Annotated in this window: 13 protein-coding genes and 1 pseudogene; 13 read left to right on the top strand and 1 reads right to left on the bottom strand. The window is 35.3% G+C overall.

What is annotated here, in order from left to right; all coding sequences use genetic code 11:
• A pseudogene (locus tag RTP52_RS08235) lies at window positions 1-473 on the top strand (M20/M25/M40 family metallo-hydrolase); the annotation flags it as partial.
• Between the two features lie 250 nt (window positions 474-723).
• Here the strand turns inward: RTP52_RS08235 and RTP52_RS08230 are convergent.
• Window positions 724-1,587: an NAD(P)/FAD-dependent oxidoreductase gene (locus RTP52_RS08230; RefSeq protein ID WP_312370452.1), complete on the bottom strand. Its 864-nt coding sequence runs from the start codon at window positions 1,585-1,587 to the stop codon at window positions 724-726.
• 256 nt (window positions 1,588-1,843) lie between these two features.
• On the opposite strand from RTP52_RS08230, the gene RTP52_RS08225 reads away from it, so the two are divergent.
• From RTP52_RS08225 to RTP52_RS08170, 12 genes are all read left to right on the top strand, one after another.
• The gene (locus RTP52_RS08225; RefSeq protein ID WP_312370449.1) at window positions 1,844-3,124 is read left to right on the top strand and encodes a DUF1576 domain-containing protein; all 1,281 of its coding nucleotides are present in this window, start codon (window positions 1,844-1,846) and stop codon (window positions 3,122-3,124) included.
• Entirely contained in the window at window positions 3,121-3,474 is a 354-nt protein-coding gene (locus tag RTP52_RS08220) for a hypothetical protein (RefSeq protein WP_312103996.1), read from the top strand. Before RTP52_RS08225 ends, RTP52_RS08220 begins: the two co-directional genes overlap by 4 nt.
• Before the next feature lie 119 nt (window positions 3,475-3,593).
• Window positions 3,594-4,775 (top strand): DUF429 domain-containing protein, encoded by a 1,182-nt coding sequence (locus RTP52_RS08215; RefSeq protein ID WP_312370446.1) that lies wholly within the window; start codon window positions 3,594-3,596, stop codon window positions 4,773-4,775.
• Window positions 4,776-5,624: 849 nt separating this feature from the next.
• Entirely contained in the window at window positions 5,625-7,370 is a 1,746-nt protein-coding gene (locus tag RTP52_RS08210) for a sensor histidine kinase (protein ID WP_312370445.1), read from the top strand.
• 30 nt (window positions 7,371-7,400) lie between these two features.
• A complete protein-coding gene (locus tag RTP52_RS08205) occupies window positions 7,401-9,023 on the top strand; it encodes a response regulator transcription factor (protein WP_312370443.1) in 1,623 nt (540 codons plus the stop codon).
• 168 nt (window positions 9,024-9,191) lie between these two features.
• The gene (locus RTP52_RS08200; RefSeq protein ID WP_312370441.1) at window positions 9,192-10,478 is read left to right on the top strand and encodes an ABC transporter substrate-binding protein; all 1,287 of its coding nucleotides are present in this window, start codon (window positions 9,192-9,194) and stop codon (window positions 10,476-10,478) included.
• Window positions 10,479-10,509: 31 nt separating this feature from the next.
• Window positions 10,510-11,397: a carbohydrate ABC transporter permease gene (locus RTP52_RS08195; RefSeq protein WP_312370439.1), complete on the top strand. Its 888-nt coding sequence runs from the start codon at window positions 10,510-10,512 to the stop codon at window positions 11,395-11,397.
• On the top strand, window positions 11,394-12,218 hold the full coding sequence (locus tag RTP52_RS08190; protein ID WP_312370437.1) for a carbohydrate ABC transporter permease: 825 nt from the start codon (window positions 11,394-11,396) through the stop codon (window positions 12,216-12,218). The genes RTP52_RS08195 and RTP52_RS08190 overlap by 4 nt, the downstream gene beginning before the upstream one ends.
• A 64-nt stretch (window positions 12,219-12,282) precedes the next feature.
• Window positions 12,283-14,520 (top strand): glycoside hydrolase family 30 protein, encoded by a 2,238-nt coding sequence (locus tag RTP52_RS08185; protein WP_312370435.1) that lies wholly within the window; start codon window positions 12,283-12,285, stop codon window positions 14,518-14,520.
• Between the two features lie 727 nt (window positions 14,521-15,247).
• Window positions 15,248-15,871 carry a hypothetical protein gene (locus tag RTP52_RS08180; RefSeq protein ID WP_312370432.1) on the top strand — a complete coding sequence of 208 codons (624 nt, stop codon included), beginning with the start codon at window positions 15,248-15,250 and terminating at the stop codon, window positions 15,869-15,871.
• Window positions 15,872-15,874: 3 nt separating this feature from the next.
• Complete coding sequence (locus RTP52_RS08175) at window positions 15,875-16,438, top strand: hemerythrin domain-containing protein (RefSeq protein WP_312370430.1); 564 nt, start codon at window positions 15,875-15,877, stop codon at window positions 16,436-16,438.
• 680 nt (window positions 16,439-17,118) lie between these two features.
• Window positions 17,119-17,906, top strand: a 788-nt coding sequence (locus RTP52_RS08170) for an endo-1,4-beta-xylanase (protein ID WP_312370428.1), incomplete at its 3' end; no start/stop codon positions are given.

Raw genomic sequence — 17,906 nt, 5'->3', positions numbered from 1 at the left:
CATATCCTGGAGCTTCTGTAGTTCCTGAATATTGCCGCGCAACTTATGATCGTCGTTTATTAGTTGGTGAGACGAAGGAATCTGTCCTTGCACCAATTAGAGAGTTATTAGACAAATTAATGGCAGAAGATCCTGAATTAAAGGCTAAAGTTTCCTATGCAGTAGGCGAAGAAATGTGCTATACCGGAAACAAGATCGAAGGCGAGAGATTCTTCCCTGGCTGGTTATATGATAAAGACGAAGCATGGGTTCAGGCAGTTGTGAAAGAGCTTAACAACGCAGGATTCAATCCAGAGATTACACAGTACAATTTCTGTACTAATGGTTCTCATTATGCAGGAGAAGCAGGGATTAAGACATTAGGCATCGGACCTTCTCCAGAGAATTTAGCTCATACTGTTGATGAATATATTGAAGTTGAGCAACTTACAAAAGTATGTGAATGCTACTATGGTGTAATGAAAGCATTATTAGTGTAAGAAATTAACCTCATTAGGGAAGTCCTCCGCTTCTGTAAGCGGGGGTAAGGACTTGCCTGTTTTAAAATGCCACGTAGTGGCAATGAGGTAGAGCTGGTAGCGTAAGCGGATTGCGAATATCCGCTTTGACTTAACAAAAACGAATCATTGTTACACGAATACTTTATAAATGACAAGGAAAAGTTCGCTAAGCGTACTTTTCCTTGTTATAAAACTAGATAGCAGTTGTATACAAAGCATTAGGCTATCTAATGGAATTTCTAAGATACTTAATAATTGATGTTCCAGCCTTAGCACCATCATAAACAGCTTTTGATATTTGTAATAAGCCACCGGTACAATCACCTGCTGCATATAGACCAGGTATATTTGTAGCCATAGTATCATCGACTAAGATCTTATTCCTTTCTGTAATAGCACCAATTTTTTTAGCTAAATCAGTACTTCCAGCAACACCAACTGCAACAAATAACCCGGATATAGAAAGTTTGCTTCCATCTTGAAAGAGAACAGCTTCTAACGCTTCTTCACCTTCTAGTGACTCAATAGGAGTAGTATTTACTTTTATGGAATCTGGGATTTCAATTGCTGGTGTTTTACCATTGGTTAAGAGAGTAACTGTGTTTGAAGTTTGTAATAACTCCAAAGCTTCATGAAGTGCATATTCTCCATCACCTAACACAGCAACATCTTTTCCTCTATAAAAGAAGGCATCACAGACAGCACAGTAACTAACACCATGTCCTTCTAAATCTTTTAATCCCTTAATCTTAGGTGCATTGCGAGTGGTTCCTGTCGCGATAACAACACTTTTTGCAGTGTAATCTTCATTCTTTGTTTTTACTACTAATTGATCAGTATAAGAAATACCAAGCACTTCATCTGAGATGAAGTTCACTCCAAGTCTTTTTGCTCCTTCAATCCCTTCTTTTACTAAATCCTCACCAGAGATAGGCTGACTAAATCCATAATAATTTTCAATCTCATGCGCTTTTCCTAATGCACCAAAATCTTTACCTATGATAGTTGTTTCAATTCCTGCTCTGATTGTATATAAAGCTGTAGAAATGCCTGCTGGACCATTTCCAATGATAATTACGTTTGCCATAACTTTGACCACCCTTCTTTTGTTACTTTCCTTCGTTATTAGAAAGTGATTATAACCAATTTAGTACATGCATTTCTGTGATGAAATCACAAAATTAAAATACTTTTAGTACACATAAAATATGATGAAATTTTATCACATTTTGCTGTAATTAGTATGAAGAAAAATTTACCTGAAAAAAATTATTGTCAAATAGCATACTATTCTTGTAAAATATTATTACAAAAAATCAATAAAAATATGAGGAGGTTAATCTTTGGAGTTTAACAAGGTAGATGAAAAAGACATAGGACGTAGTAAAAAACTTAGCTTATTATCTGCAATCCCCATTTTGTTTCTATTCGTTGGTATAATTTATGGCATTTATAATGGAAGCTTTCACTCGGTATTATACGGGTTTATCAATATTGTACTTACACCAACCATCTTAGTTACAGATTTCATACAAGTAGGTGGAATTGAAGCAGCATTTATTAATGTTGGTCTAGTTGGTCTCTTAAATATCTTTATTATGCGCCATTTTCGACTAAAGTTGAATGGTATTTTAATCGCAGCATTCTTTACAGTTATCGGCTTTTCCTTCTTTGGAAAAAATCTATATAATATTATTCCAATTTATTTCGGTGGTTATTTCTATTCTTTATATAAGAAAATTTCTTTTAAAGATATTATTATTGCAATAATGTTTGGTACTGCATTAGCACCAATGGTTAGTGAAATTAGTTTTTCGGGTTTGCTACAGCCATTTTGGGCTATTACAGTTGCGGTATGCGTTGGTTTATTCATTGGATTTATTATTGTACCTCTATCCTCGCATATGCTCAAATTTCATGATGGATATAATCTTTATAATATTGGTTTTACATCTGGAATATTAGGTACCGTATTAGCAAGTGTACTTAGAAGCTTCGGTATTACGATTGAACCAGTAAATATCATCTCAGAGAAAAATCATCTGGTTATTATCATACTATTATTGTTCTTATTTCTTGGCCTTTTCTGTACTGGTATTTATTTCAATAGACGTGCTATAATGGATTATAGGAAAATACTACAATATAAGGGAAGACTGATTACGGATTTTACGCACCTCGTAGGTTTTGGAGTAACATTACTAAACATGGCGTTACTTGGATTACTTAGCTTAATCTATGTATTACTAATTGGTGGTGTTGTAAATGGCCCAGTTTTAGCAGGTATTTTCACTGTAGTTGGATTTGGTGCATTTGGTAAGCATATTAAGAATTGTCTACCAGTTATGATTGGAGTAATTATAACTGCATTATTATTTGGAAATGACCTATCTACCACAGGGATTATTATATCGGTTTTATTTTCAACTACACTAGCACCAATTGCTGGCACGTACGGACCTATTATTGGTTTCATAGCAGGTGCTCTTCATATGATTCTTGTAACAAATGTCGGAGTGATACATGGAGGTATAAATCTATATAACAATGGATTCTCAGGTGGATTGGTTGCAGGAGTTATGATTCCGGTACTAGATGCATTTCATAAGGAGAGAAATAGATGAGACATGAAGCAAAGAAGATAGCTCAGATTGTAAGCGAGATATTAACTTTGTTCCTTTTAAATGGAGCAGAAAACATAGATATAAAAGTTAATACAAAAGTTTCTCAAAATGAGCAGAACACAGAGATTATCATAATTCAATATGAATGCAATTATGGAGAAGAGTTTATCCAGAAAATCAAACATAATTTAAATAATGGACGTCAGTATGAAATCGAAGGCTATTATTGGCAGTTAGTTGGAGAAGATGATTCTGGTGATGAACTTCATTTAGTTGGGGCTATGGTGGATAAAGCAAATGTTAGAAAAAAGGGAAAAGACTTGCATATTCAGCTGTTAAGAAAGGCTTGAGTTAACAAGGTTATGAGCAATTAACGTAGCGGATTGCTATTATCCGCTTTGGCTTTACAAAAACATAAGTAAGCAAGTGTTTGCAAAAATATAGGAAAAACGATATCCTTGGAGGGATTATGCAAGGTTACAACTGTATTATGGTATTTCATCAGAATGGCAATTTACTATTCTGTAAAAGAAGAAAAGATCCCTACCTAGGACTCTACAATCTTGTAGGTGGTAAAATTGAACTAGGAGAAGATGGATTTGATGCTGCATATCGTGAGTTATATGAAGAAACCGGGATTTCTCACAATATTATTACACTTCATCATATGATGGACTTCACCTATTACAATCAGGATTGTTATGTTGAGGTATATGTTGGACATTTACAAGGAGAAGTTATTTTACAGGAAGAAGATCATCCGCTAGAATGGTTGGATATGAAGAACGATTTTTTTGACAGTAGTAGATTTGCAGGAGAAGGAAATATTGGTCATATGGTCGAACAAGTAAAACTCTATGGTGTCGGTAAATCTAGGATTCCCGAGATTAAGGATAGTGGTAGAAAGATCAATCTTAAAAGTATATGTATTGGAGTAGATGGATGTAAAGGTGGGTGGATTACAGCCATAATAAGTCATGGTAAGTTACTCTTAGAAAAATACACGAACCTTGAGGACATAGTATTAAACTATGGAACATTTGATGAATTTTTAATTGATATGGTGATCGGTTTACCTAGTACAAGTGAGCAGATTAGACCAGATGCCGAAGCTAGAAGGATGATTAAGGAAAGGTCATCAACGATTTTTTCGGTACCATGCAGACAAGCTGTCTATGCTGAGAACGTGGCTAATGCTTACGATGAGAATGTAAGAATATTAGGGAAAAAATTCACTCCATTAACGGTTGGAATTATACCAAAAATGCGTGAGGTTGACAGCTATCTTCAAGAAAATAGTCAGTATAAGAACTTAATTAAAGAAAGCCATCCAGAAGTTTGCTTTTCAAGATTAAACGGTAGTACCGTATTATCAAAGAAAGCGGACATAGATGGGGTAGAGGAGAGAATCCGTATACTATCGAAGTTCATAGAAGAGATAAGCTTTGAAAAAATTAAGTTATGTGCAAAAGAATTTAAATGTAATATGGATGATATTATTGATGCAATTTGTCTTGCAGTCTCTGCAAATCTTGTTAATGAGGGCGAATATACAGTGATTCCAGAAAGCCCAATGACTGATGAAACTGGATTGTTAATGCAGATGGTAGTACCGAGAAAGATGGATCATATCGATTGCTTTGGAAATTAAGAAACTGCTCGAATATAATTTCTAACACCGATTGAACTAAAGTGCGTGCAATACTATTGGCTTTCAATGATGGGTTGTTCACAAATACAAGACATAAATTGCAAGATATAAATTGCTAGTTATTAGAGAAAATTAATGAGATTTGATATTTTGAAGAGTAAGTATAAGTTAAAAAGCTTGTACTTACTCTTTTTTAGGTGCGCCCAGCATGGGAGCAATCTCGTGGGTTAAAGTAAAACGGACAGAACGACCAAAGTAAGTATCAGTATGAAATGCTTGAGAGGATTATCAGCAATGATAACCTAAACGAAGCCTATAAAAGGGTGAAGAAGAACAAAGGAAGCCATGGCGTCGACAAGATGGGAGTAGATCAACTTCTAACATATCTGAAAGACAATGGGAGCCAACTCAAACAATCCATATTTTCTGCTAAACTAACCTGTTGCTCTATAGTATAAATGGTCTGAGAAGCCAAAATTTCGTTCGCAGAACGGTCATTTTGTAGTTGAAGCTTATTGGAATGTGACAGTAAACATGTTAAAATGTTAAAAAAAGGTAAAATATAAGATAAATTTCTTGGCGAAGCTTTATTATGATCCAACTGCAGATCTTTCGGAATGAACCAAAGAACTCTCAGGACTATTATTTGGGAAGGAACACCCAAAGGAAATGACAGAGATTTATGGAGTGACTGGACGTTGACGGAATTGTTAGGACAGTTTAAGAGGTTATGAAATAGCAGGCATTGTGTCTTTCGTTGGGGAGAAATACGCAATGTCTGTTCGTAGTGTTATTGATTATTTTATTTTAAGAAGATTACGATAGTCGATAGGGTGAAGGAGAGGGCACATGAAAGACTTAAGACACAGCATACTGATCAAATATCTAACCATTTATATTATCTTTATTCTGATACCTGTTATTTTTGGAGAAAAAACATTGGCTGGTTATATGGAGGATATCTTAGTCAAGGATAATATCGAAACTACGATGCATATGACTTCACAAATTTCGAACCATATCAATGCAACAACAAGACCTTACGTACATACTGCGGGAACCATCATTAATGATAGTGACATCATGAACAAGGTAAGTAAAATGCCACACATTAAGAATACGAAAGATAAACTCCGTCTACAACAACAGCTAGAAGAAAAACTGGCAAGTTATTTTAACTATACCACTGACTTAATCGGTGTATTGTTTAGCTATAAAGATGGTGGCTACTACTATTATAAAAATCCCCCAAAAATTACAGATCAAGAAATTCGTTCTCTCGATTGGTATCAAGACATTTTAGAAAGCGGACAGCAAAATATAGTAATCCCTTTGAATACCGTTGATAATTTTCTCTTTAAAATCCCAAAAACATCGAAAGTAATTTCATTTGCTGCTGTCTCTGAGTTAAAAGGAGACAACCAAATCGAAATGGTCTATTTTGCTTTCAATCCGTCCGTACTAAGAAGAGCATATTCAGAACTAAGGTTGCCAGAGGATTGGGCATTAGACGTCATAACACAAACGAATAATGTGGTATACACGAATGGGAATAGTGCAGCACATCTCATTGAGTCTACAGAGCAAGTGTCAGGATACCAAAAATGTAACGACAATGGAAAAGAGCTGTTGCTTTCTTATCAAACGGTTCCTAATCTCAATTGGAAGGTAATCGTCTCTGTCCCATATAAAAAAATTACAGGAAAATTAGAACATGCATCAACGTACTTTTTAGTTGTGTTTCTGATTTTATCTCTGATTTTCTTTCTTGTCTTCTTTGGAAGTACCATTGGGATGGTCATGCGTCCAGTTAGAAACTTAATTAGACAAACACATCGAGTGGAAAAAGGAGAGTTTGATTTACCAGCGCCATCCAGAGGAAAGAGTGAAATTGATCGTTTAAATCAGTCCTTCTTCCAGATGGTGGAGAGACTAAAGAGTCTCCTTTGTGCAGTGGAAACGAAGGAAAAAGAAAAGGTTTATCTAGAACTTCAAAGCCTACAGTATCAGATCAATCCTCATTTTTTATTTAATACCTTAAATAGTATCACAACAATCGCAGAAAATTGTGGAGCGGATAATGTTACCGTCATGAGTTCATCCCTGACAAAACTCCTTTACAACACCCTGGAAAAGAGTGGTTCGTTAAATACAGTAGAACAAAGTTTTGATTTGCTACGAAATTACGAAGCGATTATGAGCTTTCGTTATCCTGGTCGGTTTGAAGTTACTTACCGAATCGAAGAAGGAGCAGAGAACGCCCTTCTACCAAAGATGCTTGTGCAACCAATTCTTGAAAATGCAATTATACATGGATTAAAGGATGCGTTTAGTGTGCTTCATATTCTTGTAATTGCAAAGGTTAAGGAAGATACCTTAATGATATCTGTAGAGGATGATGGAGTTGGTATGGCACAAGAGCAAATCAATGAACTACTCGCTAGTTCCTTGCCAAAGGATGGGTTTAATCGAATAGGTATCTTTAATATTCATCGACGTCTACAATTAAATTATGGGGAACAATATGGAATCTCGATTCTCAGCAAAGAAGGAGAAGGGGTAAAAGTAATAGCAAAGCTACCATATTGTATTTAAGTTGTCATAGGCAAAAAGGGAGGATTACATATGTTTCATATTCTGTTGGTAGATGATGAACCATTGGTACGTCTAAAGATGAAGGCACTTACGGATTGGGAAAGGCATGGTTATGAAATTACTGGAGAAGCATCAGATGGCACTGAGGCACTTAAAATTCTAGAACAGAAGGAATTCGATATCGTCCTTGTGGATATTAGTATGCCAGGAATGGATGGAATTACACTAATTAGGGAAATGAAGGAGAAAAATTTAGAGCCTCAGATTTTGATGTTGAGTGCGTATAATGATTTTCACTTTGTCAGAGAGGCGTTTACCCTTGGCGCAATCGATTACGTGATGAAGAATGAAGTAAGCGTAGAAAAAATGTTAAACCTATTTCAAAAGTGTAAGGAAAATTTGAAAAATCGTGCTGTCCAAAAAGAACGTCAGCATATTTCTTACCGAGTGGAGCAAGCACAATTAATAGAAGAACTTTTATTAAAAGAGGTAACCATAGATTTAAAGGAACGAATGAAAGCATCCAAACTAAAATTATCGGAGAAGAACTTAGTAGTTGCGTGCATATTAATCGACCATTATCAGTTACTAGAAGAACGGCATGATGAAGTGGTCCTACTAAATATGCAAAAGCGTATCAGTACCATGTTAGAGCAAAAAACGCAGGAGTATCAACTGGGAGAGATTGTTAGCCTAAATCCAAAATCATTTGTCTATCTGATGAGTTTTCCAAAGGAGGTAAGCCAACAGGCCATCCAGTATAAAATTCAAAGTATCTTAACCAATATCTCTTGCTGTTTTAGACAGTATTTTAATCTTTCTGTTAGTTGTGGGGTCAGTTCTGTGACAGATGGGTTTCATCATGTAAAAAAACTCTATGCACAGGCATTGGAGACAGCACAGCTTCGCATGGTTTATGGTACTGGTCGGATTTTAGGAGAGAACGAAAGAACTCAGATATCCAAAGATTATGATGAATTTGATAGAGCTTTATTACATGATATTGTTGTATCTTTGTCTGAGGATACGAAAGAAAAACTAAAAGAATTGCTGCTCGAATTTGAAAAGAGAGTCAAAGAACTCTGCTTATTGAGTACGGCAAAAGCAGTATCCTTTTATAGCGGAATTATGTATGAGTTAGTGAGCGAACTTGGTCAAAAAGGAATTAAAATCAGTGAATTATTTGAGGAAAAGATAGATTTTTATAAAGAACTATCAGCATTTGAGACCCTTGATGAGATGAATCAATGGTTTCGTAGTCTTGTTCAGGATATTTATGATCGCCTGAATCAAGGAAAAACAACACAAAACTATAAATTAAAGAATGCAATGAAATACATCAATAAACACTACACAGAGGGCATTAGTTTACGGCAGGTCAGTGATTATTGTGAAGTCAGTGAATCCTATCTAAGCAGATTATTTACAGAACAGATCGGAGAGAGTTTCATTAATTATCTCACAGGGCTTCGGATTAAATTAGCAAAAAAACTCATGGAGGAAACCAATGAACCTATCGGTGATATTGGAAAACATGTAGGTTACGAAAATCAGGAGCACTTTAGTAGAATGTTTAAAAAAATAACAGGAAAGTCCCCAAGTAGTTTTAGAAATGAATTCATGAACGTCCATGAAAACGAAAAAAAGTTCTAGTGGAAAAAAATCATACCAGTTAAAAATACATCATAAAGTACAAAAATACATCATTAACAGGAGTATTTTTGTGCAGTATGATTAGTGTGTAAACAAGAGGAAAGCAAAACAGTTTCGAATGAGAAGGAATTTTCTTGTTACAACTAAGTAAAGGGAGGTTACGAAGAAATGAAGAAATTTAAGAAAACAATTGGGGTGGCATTATCGGCGATGATGGTAGTTAGTGCATTTGCAGGGTGTAGTAAAGATGTAGTTAGCCAGAAAGCAGATAGTGACAAGAAAGTAGTACTTACCTATGCCTTAGCTGATCCTCAGGATTATGCTTACTGGGATGAAAAATCTGCTGAATTTACGAAAGAACATCCAAACATCACGGTGGATATTGAGTGCTTTGGTGGTACTGATGAGATGATGAAAAACTTAAAAATTCGTCAATCAGCAAATCAGCTTCCTGATGTAATCCAGTTAAAGCCAGACTTTATCAATGATTTTAAGAGCTTTTTATTAGAATGGGATGCAAATGATCCACTGGTAAAAAATAATACCTTCGCATCAAAGTTTACACAAGATGATAAGATTTATGGTTTACCACTCCGTAGCTTTAGTGAGTTTGTATACTATAAGAAATCAGTGTTTAAAGAGCTTGGTTTAACCATTCCTGAAACTTGGGAAGATTTTATCGCAACAACGAAGACAATCAAAGAAAAGAGCGAGTACATACCAATTGCAATGGGTGGAAAAGATGTATGGCCAGTTTACCCATTCAATGAATTCATGCCACACCTTGTAGGGAATGATGAAAAAATTCTCACTAACATTACAAAACAGGATGATCCATTTAAAGCTGGAAGCGGTTTTTATGAAGCTTACAAGATAATTGATGAGTTATATCGTGAGAATGTTATGGGAACGGATCCTCTTGGTATGGGTTGCGACCAATGCCAGCAGTTATTTGAAGCAAATAAAGCAGCAATGATTTTACTTGGCCAGTGGTATTTACCGAACTACTTAGAGCGTGTTGGAAATGCAGATGATTTAGGATTCTTTGCATTACCAGTGGTACATAAAGGTGAAACAAACAGATTAATGACTATGGCAGATAACTTCTTAACTATTAATAAAAACTCCGAGAATATCGATGCAGCAAAATTATTTATTGAATGGAGTTTTAGTAAAGATGTCTATTCTGGTTATCTAACAGCTACTTTAAATAATTCCACTGTTGCAGGAATTGATAATGATAATCCATTATTCAAAGAATTCCGTGAGAACAACAAGGCTGATTTATTCTTATATTATCCTGGCGATGAGAACTACTCTAAATTAGTGAACCAGACCAAGTTTGATACCAAGAATATTGGTCAGAGAATGCTTGCTGGAGAAAGCTTTGAAGATATCTTAAATGAGATGAATACAGCTTGGAAGGCATCCAGAGCAGAACTTGGTATCAAGTAAAAAAATATAGCCAAAGGATGGGATTTTAAGTATGCGTGCTAGTTTTAAAACTCAGAGACAAATTTTTATCTTCGCATTTCTTTGCATTCCTATCTGTCTGCTGTTGCTATTTTTAATATATCCAACCTTTAAGTTGTTTCAGCTCAGTATCACAGATTGGGATGGCATAAGTTCGGAGCTCAATTATGTAGGTCTTAAAAACTACAATACCATCTTTACGAATTCAAAAAATGTATGGTTAGCATTAGCAAATAATATGTTATATTTTTTTATCCATTTGTTAGCGATTCCGTTTGAAATATTATTTGCCTCTATCTTATGTAAAAGGCTTCGTGGAAGTGGGTTTTTCAAGTCCGTTACCTTTATGCCATATATCATCAACGGCGTAGCTGTTGCTTATATGTTTTCTTATCTTTACAGTCCCGTGGGAGGTCCAATCAATAGCTTTTTTGAAGCAATCGGCTTGGATTTTATGGCAATGGATTGGCTTGGTAACAAATATCTTGTTAATTTTTCCTTAATCGGCGTATCTCTTTGGAGATATTGCGGACAGCATGTTATTCTTTTTATCGCTGGTATCTTATCGGTTCCTGCCGACTATTATGAAGCAGCAGAAATCGATGGTGCAAGTGAACTGCAAAAGCTAAGATATATTACAATTCCTGGTATACGAAGAGTCATTGAGATGGTGTTGTTCTTAAATGCAAGAGGTGCCCTACAGGTATTTGATATTCCGTTCTTGATTACCAAAGGCGGTCCTGGATTTGCCTCGTCTACCTTCACGACTTATACCATAGATACCGCATTCAAATATGATCAGTATGGTATGGCATCCGCCATGGCAGTGGTATTAATGTTTATTATCTTAGGGATTGCACTGTTACAAAATTTATTCGTGGCAAGGAGGAGTCGGGATTGAGAAGAAGAGTATCTCATGCACTGATGTATCTGATGATGTTTATCATTGCCTTTCTTGTGCTGGCTCCACTTGCCATGTTACTCTTAGCTTCTTTTAAGACATCAATGGAGATTGCACTTGGGAATCCATTTGATCTGCCAGAAGCGCTTAGAGTAGATAACTTTGTCAAAGTTTATCATCAGGCAAAGATAGGAACAGCGTTTAAGAATTCCATGATCTTATCCTTACTGTCTGTTGGATTTAATATTTTGTTAGGTACAATGACAGCATATGTTTTAATCAGATATGAGTTTAAATGCAAAAAACTGATTATGGGCATGTTTATGTTTGCGATGGTATTACCATTTTACACAACAGAAATTGCTCGTTTTCAAATTATCAATAAAATGGGGTTATACAATAGCCTAATGGCACCCCTCGTAATTTACATAGGTACAGACATGATGCAGATTTACATCTATGCTCAGTATATAGAAAAGATACCATTTTCACTGGAAGAAGCAGCAATGATTGACGGAGCTTCCTTTGTACAGATTTTCTGGAAGATTGTATTTCCAATGTTATTGCCAGCTTCCTCTACTTTAGGAATTATTAAGTTTGTAGAAGTCATCAATGATATGTATATTCCATATCTTTATATGCCTTCTAGCAGACTAACTACTTTGTCAACTGCATTGATGAAATTTGCAGGGCAAAGGAATATGGATTGGGGGAAACTTTCAGCAGCCATTTTATTTGTGTTGCTGCCAACAATGGTTATCTACTTAATCTTTCAAAGGACGATTATGGATGGCATGACCTGTGGAGCGGTTAAGGAATAACAGGAGGAGATAAAGTTGCTGTACGACTTTACATTCTCTAATAAAGTGAAATGGGGTGATATTTTTGAAGAACTTCTCAAAGATTGTAGCTGGTTTACTGGTTACAACATTACTAACTGGTACGGCATTTAGTAATGAATTGGTTGCAAAAGCTGCGGTTCCAAACAAAATTACGATGAACTGGAATCAGCAGTATCAAGAAATTGACGGATTCGGAGTGTCTCAAGCCTGTGATGTCTATGGGGATCAGATTTACGGGTTTCCACAACGGGATACCATTATGGATTTGTTATTTTCTAACGACAAAGGAATCGGACTTTCCATGCTTCGCTGTGAAGTAGGAAATGGTCTGAATATGCCAACCATTGAACCACAAGATGGTGTATGGGTATATGAAAGACCAGTGTCTGAACTCTGGGTAATCAATGAAGCAAAGAAAAGAGGCATTGATAAAATCTTTAGTACGGTCTGGAGTCCTCCTGCGTGGATGAAGACAACCGGAAAGATCACGAATGGCGGATATCTAAAAAAAGACTGCTATCGTAAATTTGCAGAATACTTAGCAGAATATGTCTCTGCATACAAGCGACTTTATGACATTGATATTTATGCAGTATCCATCGCTAATGAGCCAGAATATGCCGCAATGTGGCAGTCTTGTCTTTGGAAACCAGAGAATTTTACGGAATTCTTACAAAATCATCTGGCACCAGTATTTGCAGAAAAGAACATTCCGGCCAAAGTAATTGTTGGAGAAAAAGGCGAATGGTCAGAAGCAATGGTGGTAAATGCACTCAATAACCCGGCATCTTGTAGTCGTCTTGATATTGTAGGTGGGCATCAGTATAGTGGTTCGATCTCTCCACTGACCACCGCAATAAGCAAAGGGAAAAGAACATGGGAAACAGAAGTGTCGGATACTGGTATCTACAAGAATGATATCAAAGATGGTGTAGCTTGGGCAGAGCGAATTCATCGATTTATGAGTGATGCCAGTGCGAATGCATTTATGTATTGGTTAGGTGCAAGTTATAAAACGAATAATGAGAGTTTAATTCGGTTATATCAAGATGGTACTTATGTATCTGCCAAACGTCTTTACACGATGGGGAACTTTAGTAAATTCGTAAAACCTGGTTATGTAAGAATTGGAATCAATAACAATCCGGTAAAAGGAGTTTACTTTAGTGCTTATAAGAATCCATTAACGGGTGAGTTTGTAGTAATAGCGGTGAATAACACAGACACCAATCACCTTTTTGACCTTTCTCTTGACGGTTGTACTGCAGGGAGTCTCACGCAGACGATTTCCAATGATAAGGAAAACTTGACCCGCTATGAAGATATTATTTCTGAAAACGGTACATTCCAGTTATCCTTAGGTGGTTATAGTGTAGTCACATTTACAGGTACCAACGGTTCAATTCGACCAGAACAGAGAGTATGGACGATTACCGATGAGTTAAATGATTGGAAGTATATCTATTCTGCAACTCCTGAATGGATGTTAGAAGGAAATGATCCTTATGGTGGATTTGAAGCAGATCCATCTCGTGCAAGAAGAACCGCAAAGAGTGAACAGTCGCTAACTTATTGTTTTAAAAATATCCGTGATTTTGAAGCACAAATCTATTTCTATAAGCAATTTGTAGGAATGAAACTATATGCTTCTATTGATGGAGAAACATGGAATCCTGTGGGATATGAGGCATCAAGGCCAAAGATCACAGGTGGATACTGGGAGAAAACAACAATCAGACCACAGGGAATTTTGCAAGCTGGTACGAATTACTTAAAGATTGAGTTTGATCTTGGAGACCAAGAATGGGATAAACACTTGGCTAAGATTAGCTTTGATTGTGATGGTGTGTTTGTACCAACCATACATGACTCCTTAAATGATTGGAGCAAAACAGATTCTCATTCAGTAAACTGGATGTTAGATGCGGATAATGCACAAAGTATGGAAGGAGATAGCTCCAGAGCTAGACGAACCTCAGCTTCCAAAGAATTTATTACCTACAAGGCAGGAGAAAATAAAACCTTCGATACTTTTTGTGCAAAGTTATATTACTTTCGAGGAGCGAATAGTCCGATTCGATTCTACAGTTCTATTGATGGAGTGAATTATACAGAGATTACAGCACAGTACTCAGGTTCTGTCGATACCGGCTCTTATTGGAGACGGATGTATGCAAAAGCATCTAATCTAAACTGTAAATACATCAAGGTAGAGTTCGATGGTGGTGGATTGTATCCTTGGGATAAACAACTCGGTGATATGTGGATCAATGAATTGTAGAAGAGTTGGGAGTAAGCAGTGGACAACAAAATCAATAAAATAGGAATAATTTTTTAAAAATCTGCTCATACCTTTCAAACAAACATAAAAAAGGAACTCTCCGGATAATTTGGAGAGTTCCTTTTTTGGAATTTTACTTCTTTTACATTGTTGATTGTGCTATTACTTTAGAGGTAACGAGCAGATGAATCAAAAGAAAAAGAACATCTCCTGGAAAATATTTTCATAATTTTTGTTGTGGTAGCTGAATTAGCTATAACTGGATCTATTCTAGTGAATAAGCTAAACCTATAATTCACTAAGTGTTAAAGATCAAGAACTTTTTCGACAAATCAGTATGTGAATCGGCATATCACAGTATAACCTACTTTCACGTACGGTTCTGTGAGAAGTTTGAGGTGAGATTCCTCTCGATTACGCCCAGCATGGGCGTAATCTTATTTACCCAATTATAAAATAAAATAGTCTACTTTGTTGGAAATACAACAGATAATCTTTTAAATTTATTATATAAATATATCAAACATAAAAACTTAGATTTAATGAAACTCTATTTAATAGCTAGAATTTATAGTTTTTAATTATTTTATGTAAATAATAAAAGTCAAATAAATAGAAATAGTTATAAAAGGAATAAATAGTATAAGAAGTTATACTAAGAATTCAAAACTATGAAGGTAAAGCTATGAAAGCAAAACTATAGAAACTTATAAGAGGAGAAATAAATATGAGTGCATTTTTAGGACCTATTCATTATTGGTTATATAATAAGATTATGCTTCAAGAAAAAATTGTGGATGAAATACTTTCACTAAATGAGGAGGAAGAATTTGTTCAAGGGCTTGATGATTCGACTGTAATGCAATGTGGAATTATAGAGAATCAACCATTGGAAAATATGATTGATACCGGTAATATACATGGCTGGCTACAGGAGAGAATTCATATTGTAGAAAATAGATTAAGCTACGTGGTAACTGCTATTACAAAAGAAAATTCGGATCGAATGGAACAAATCTTAGAACGTGTTTATCAGGTTGGCGTAGATGTTTTTATGTCCTTTGAACAGAAAGAGGAAATGACAAGTGCAGAACATATCTTTAAGCTACTAAATGATATGTTACTTGACGGGATGCCATGCGATCATGTAAATGTGATTGTATCCTCTTCCTCTGATGAGGTTGAATTTAAAAGAACAAGATGTATTCATGAAATTTATTGGTTGGAACAAGGTGGTTTCGTGATGAATTATTATGAAATTCGCACTAAATTTGTTCAAGGCCTTTTATCAAATACAGCATTTGAATATGTTGCAGATGAAGAAGGAAATTATCATATTAGGAGGAAATAAGCGATGTATGGAGTAGATATCTTAGTAAAGGAACATGAAAATATTAAAAGAATGGCAAAAGTTATGAGAGCTGCAAGCTTACAAGTTTTTAGTGGAGGAGAATTAGTAACAAAAGACTTCTATCAAATGCTTGAGTTTGTTCGTAATTATGCAGATAAGCATCATCATAAAAAAGAGGAAGATATTCTTTTTGAGTATATGAAAAAGGAACTCGGTAAGTTGGCGCAGAATCTGATTACCAATGGAATGTTAGTAGAACATGACTTGGGAAGACTTCATATGAGAGAGCTTGAAGCTGCATTACAAGAATATGAAGCTAGCAATAGTGAAGACGCAAAATTAGATATTGTAGTAAATGCTACTGCATATACTTATTTAATCAATCGTCACATTGATAAAGAAAACGAAGTAGTATTTACTTTTGGAGCAAAAAATCTGACAGAGGAAAGTAGAACTATTGTTGACCAGAGAACCAAGGAAATGGAAGAAGGCGCTACCAAGGACGGTGTACAGGATAAGTATTTGAAGGTATTAGAGGAATTAGAGAAGAAGTATATTTTGGGATAGCTTGTGATTATAAGAAGTAATTATCAAAAGTACCTTTAGCGAGTGCAAATAAAAAAGTACACAGAGAAGTCCCCATAGAAAAGTACTTTAAGACTGCGCTGAATATCGTTCATTATATATAAACCATACATGTTTATTAATTCCTATAAACAACTTGTATGGTTTATTTTCATATTAAAAAATACTTGTTAGATAAATTTCCACATGATACAATTACTCATAAGAATTATACATATTATACCAATTAGTAAAGATAATTTAAATAAGGCGACCGCAATACCAATGGATTAGATGTAAGGTCGTTTAAGTATTCGATAGTTCACCAATTTCCAAATAGAGTTGATATTACAACTTATTTAGGATTTCATAATTTTATATAATTAACCCAATTAAATAATTACCCCTATATTTTAAGAATCGTTTGTAATATAGAAACTTATTTGTAAAAGGAATTTTTTGTACAAGAATTAGACGAGTTTTGTTTTCCAAAACATTCTTCACTAATACTATCATAAATGGCAGATTTCATAATTAAGCTTTTATGTTACGAAACAAAAGATTACAAGTAATGTATAAATAATTTTGAAACACAGCAGATACGCGGGGGCTGCTTTGTTAAAGCAATGGAAGATCATTATAGGTACTTTCATTGTTAATAAATTATTAATGGAGGGGTAATTATGCTACAAAAAATGAACGGAAAGGTAAAAAAGTTTTTAGGTATTAGTATCACATTTCTTCTGTTGTTCATGGCAATTCCGACATCAATTGCAAAAGCAGCAGTCAATAAGACCTATGATTTTAACTCGATGACTTATCAATCTACGTGGGGGGTTACATATTCCATCAGTAATGGATCAGGAACATTTAATTTCACTGGTCAATACCGTGAAATTAAGTTTAAACTTCCAGAAACACTTGATATGTCACAGTGTACTAGTGTGACATTCAATGCTTCCAGCCCAAACGGACAGATTGCATTTAAACTTTATGATACCTCTGGCAATCAGGCGGCTGTGGTGTATAACTTTAATTCCAATACCTCAGACTGTACTTTTGCACCGAATAGTACGGCAAAGGTAAGCAGTATTGGAATTATGGCACAAGGAACAAATAACTACTCAGCAGTTGTGAATCGAGTTACATTTACAATGACAGGAGGGTCTTCTGGTTCTTCAACTTTACTAAACACCTATGGAAATGTATTAAAAAATTCTGGAGCTGCTGTTAATTTAAGTCAGTTACAAAATTCAAATACATTAAGTGTGATTAAGACACAATATAATAGTATCACATTAGAGAATGAAATGAAGCCAGATGCAGTTCTTGGAGGTTCAGCAACATTAATGACCGTTGCTCAAGCAAAGTCGAACGGTTATTATATTCCTTCTAGTTACACAGAAAGTACAGTTCCAACTCTTAAATTTAGTACCATCGACGCAGTTCTACAGATTTGCTACAATAACGG

The organism is Lachnoclostridium sp. (assembly GCF_031997925.1).
Classification (GTDB): domain Bacteria; phylum Bacillota; class Clostridia; order Lachnospirales; family Lachnospiraceae; genus Lachnoclostridium.
The sequence above is the reverse complement of the archived record's forward strand: the minus strand, read 5'-3'. Positions and strand labels throughout refer to the sequence as shown.

Bases quoted from the DNA above. Each gene is read 5' to 3' on its own strand.
- RTP52_RS08230 (WP_312370452.1), bottom strand. From the start codon at position 1,587: ATGGCAAACGTAATTATCATTGGAAATGGTCCAGCAGGCATTTCTACA.
- RTP52_RS08195 (WP_312370439.1), top strand. From the start codon at position 10,510: ATGCGTGCTAGTTTTAAAACTCAGAGACAAATTTTTATCTTCGCATTT.
- RTP52_RS08180 (WP_312370432.1), top strand. From the start codon at position 15,248: ATGAGTGCATTTTTAGGACCTATTCATTATTGGTTATATAATAAGATT.
- RTP52_RS08200 (WP_312370441.1), top strand. From the start codon at position 9,192: ATGAAGAAATTTAAGAAAACAATTGGGGTGGCATTATCGGCGATGATG.
- RTP52_RS08205 (WP_312370443.1), top strand. From the start codon at position 7,401: ATGTTTCATATTCTGTTGGTAGATGATGAACCATTGGTACGTCTAAAG.
- RTP52_RS08175 (WP_312370430.1), top strand. From the start codon at position 15,875: ATGTATGGAGTAGATATCTTAGTAAAGGAACATGAAAATATTAAAAGA.
- RTP52_RS08220 (WP_312103996.1), top strand. From the start codon at position 3,121: ATGAGACATGAAGCAAAGAAGATAGCTCAGATTGTAAGCGAGATATTA.
- RTP52_RS08215 (WP_312370446.1), top strand. From the start codon at position 3,594: ATGCAAGGTTACAACTGTATTATGGTATTTCATCAGAATGGCAATTTA.
- RTP52_RS08210 (WP_312370445.1), top strand. From the start codon at position 5,625: ATGAAAGACTTAAGACACAGCATACTGATCAAATATCTAACCATTTAT.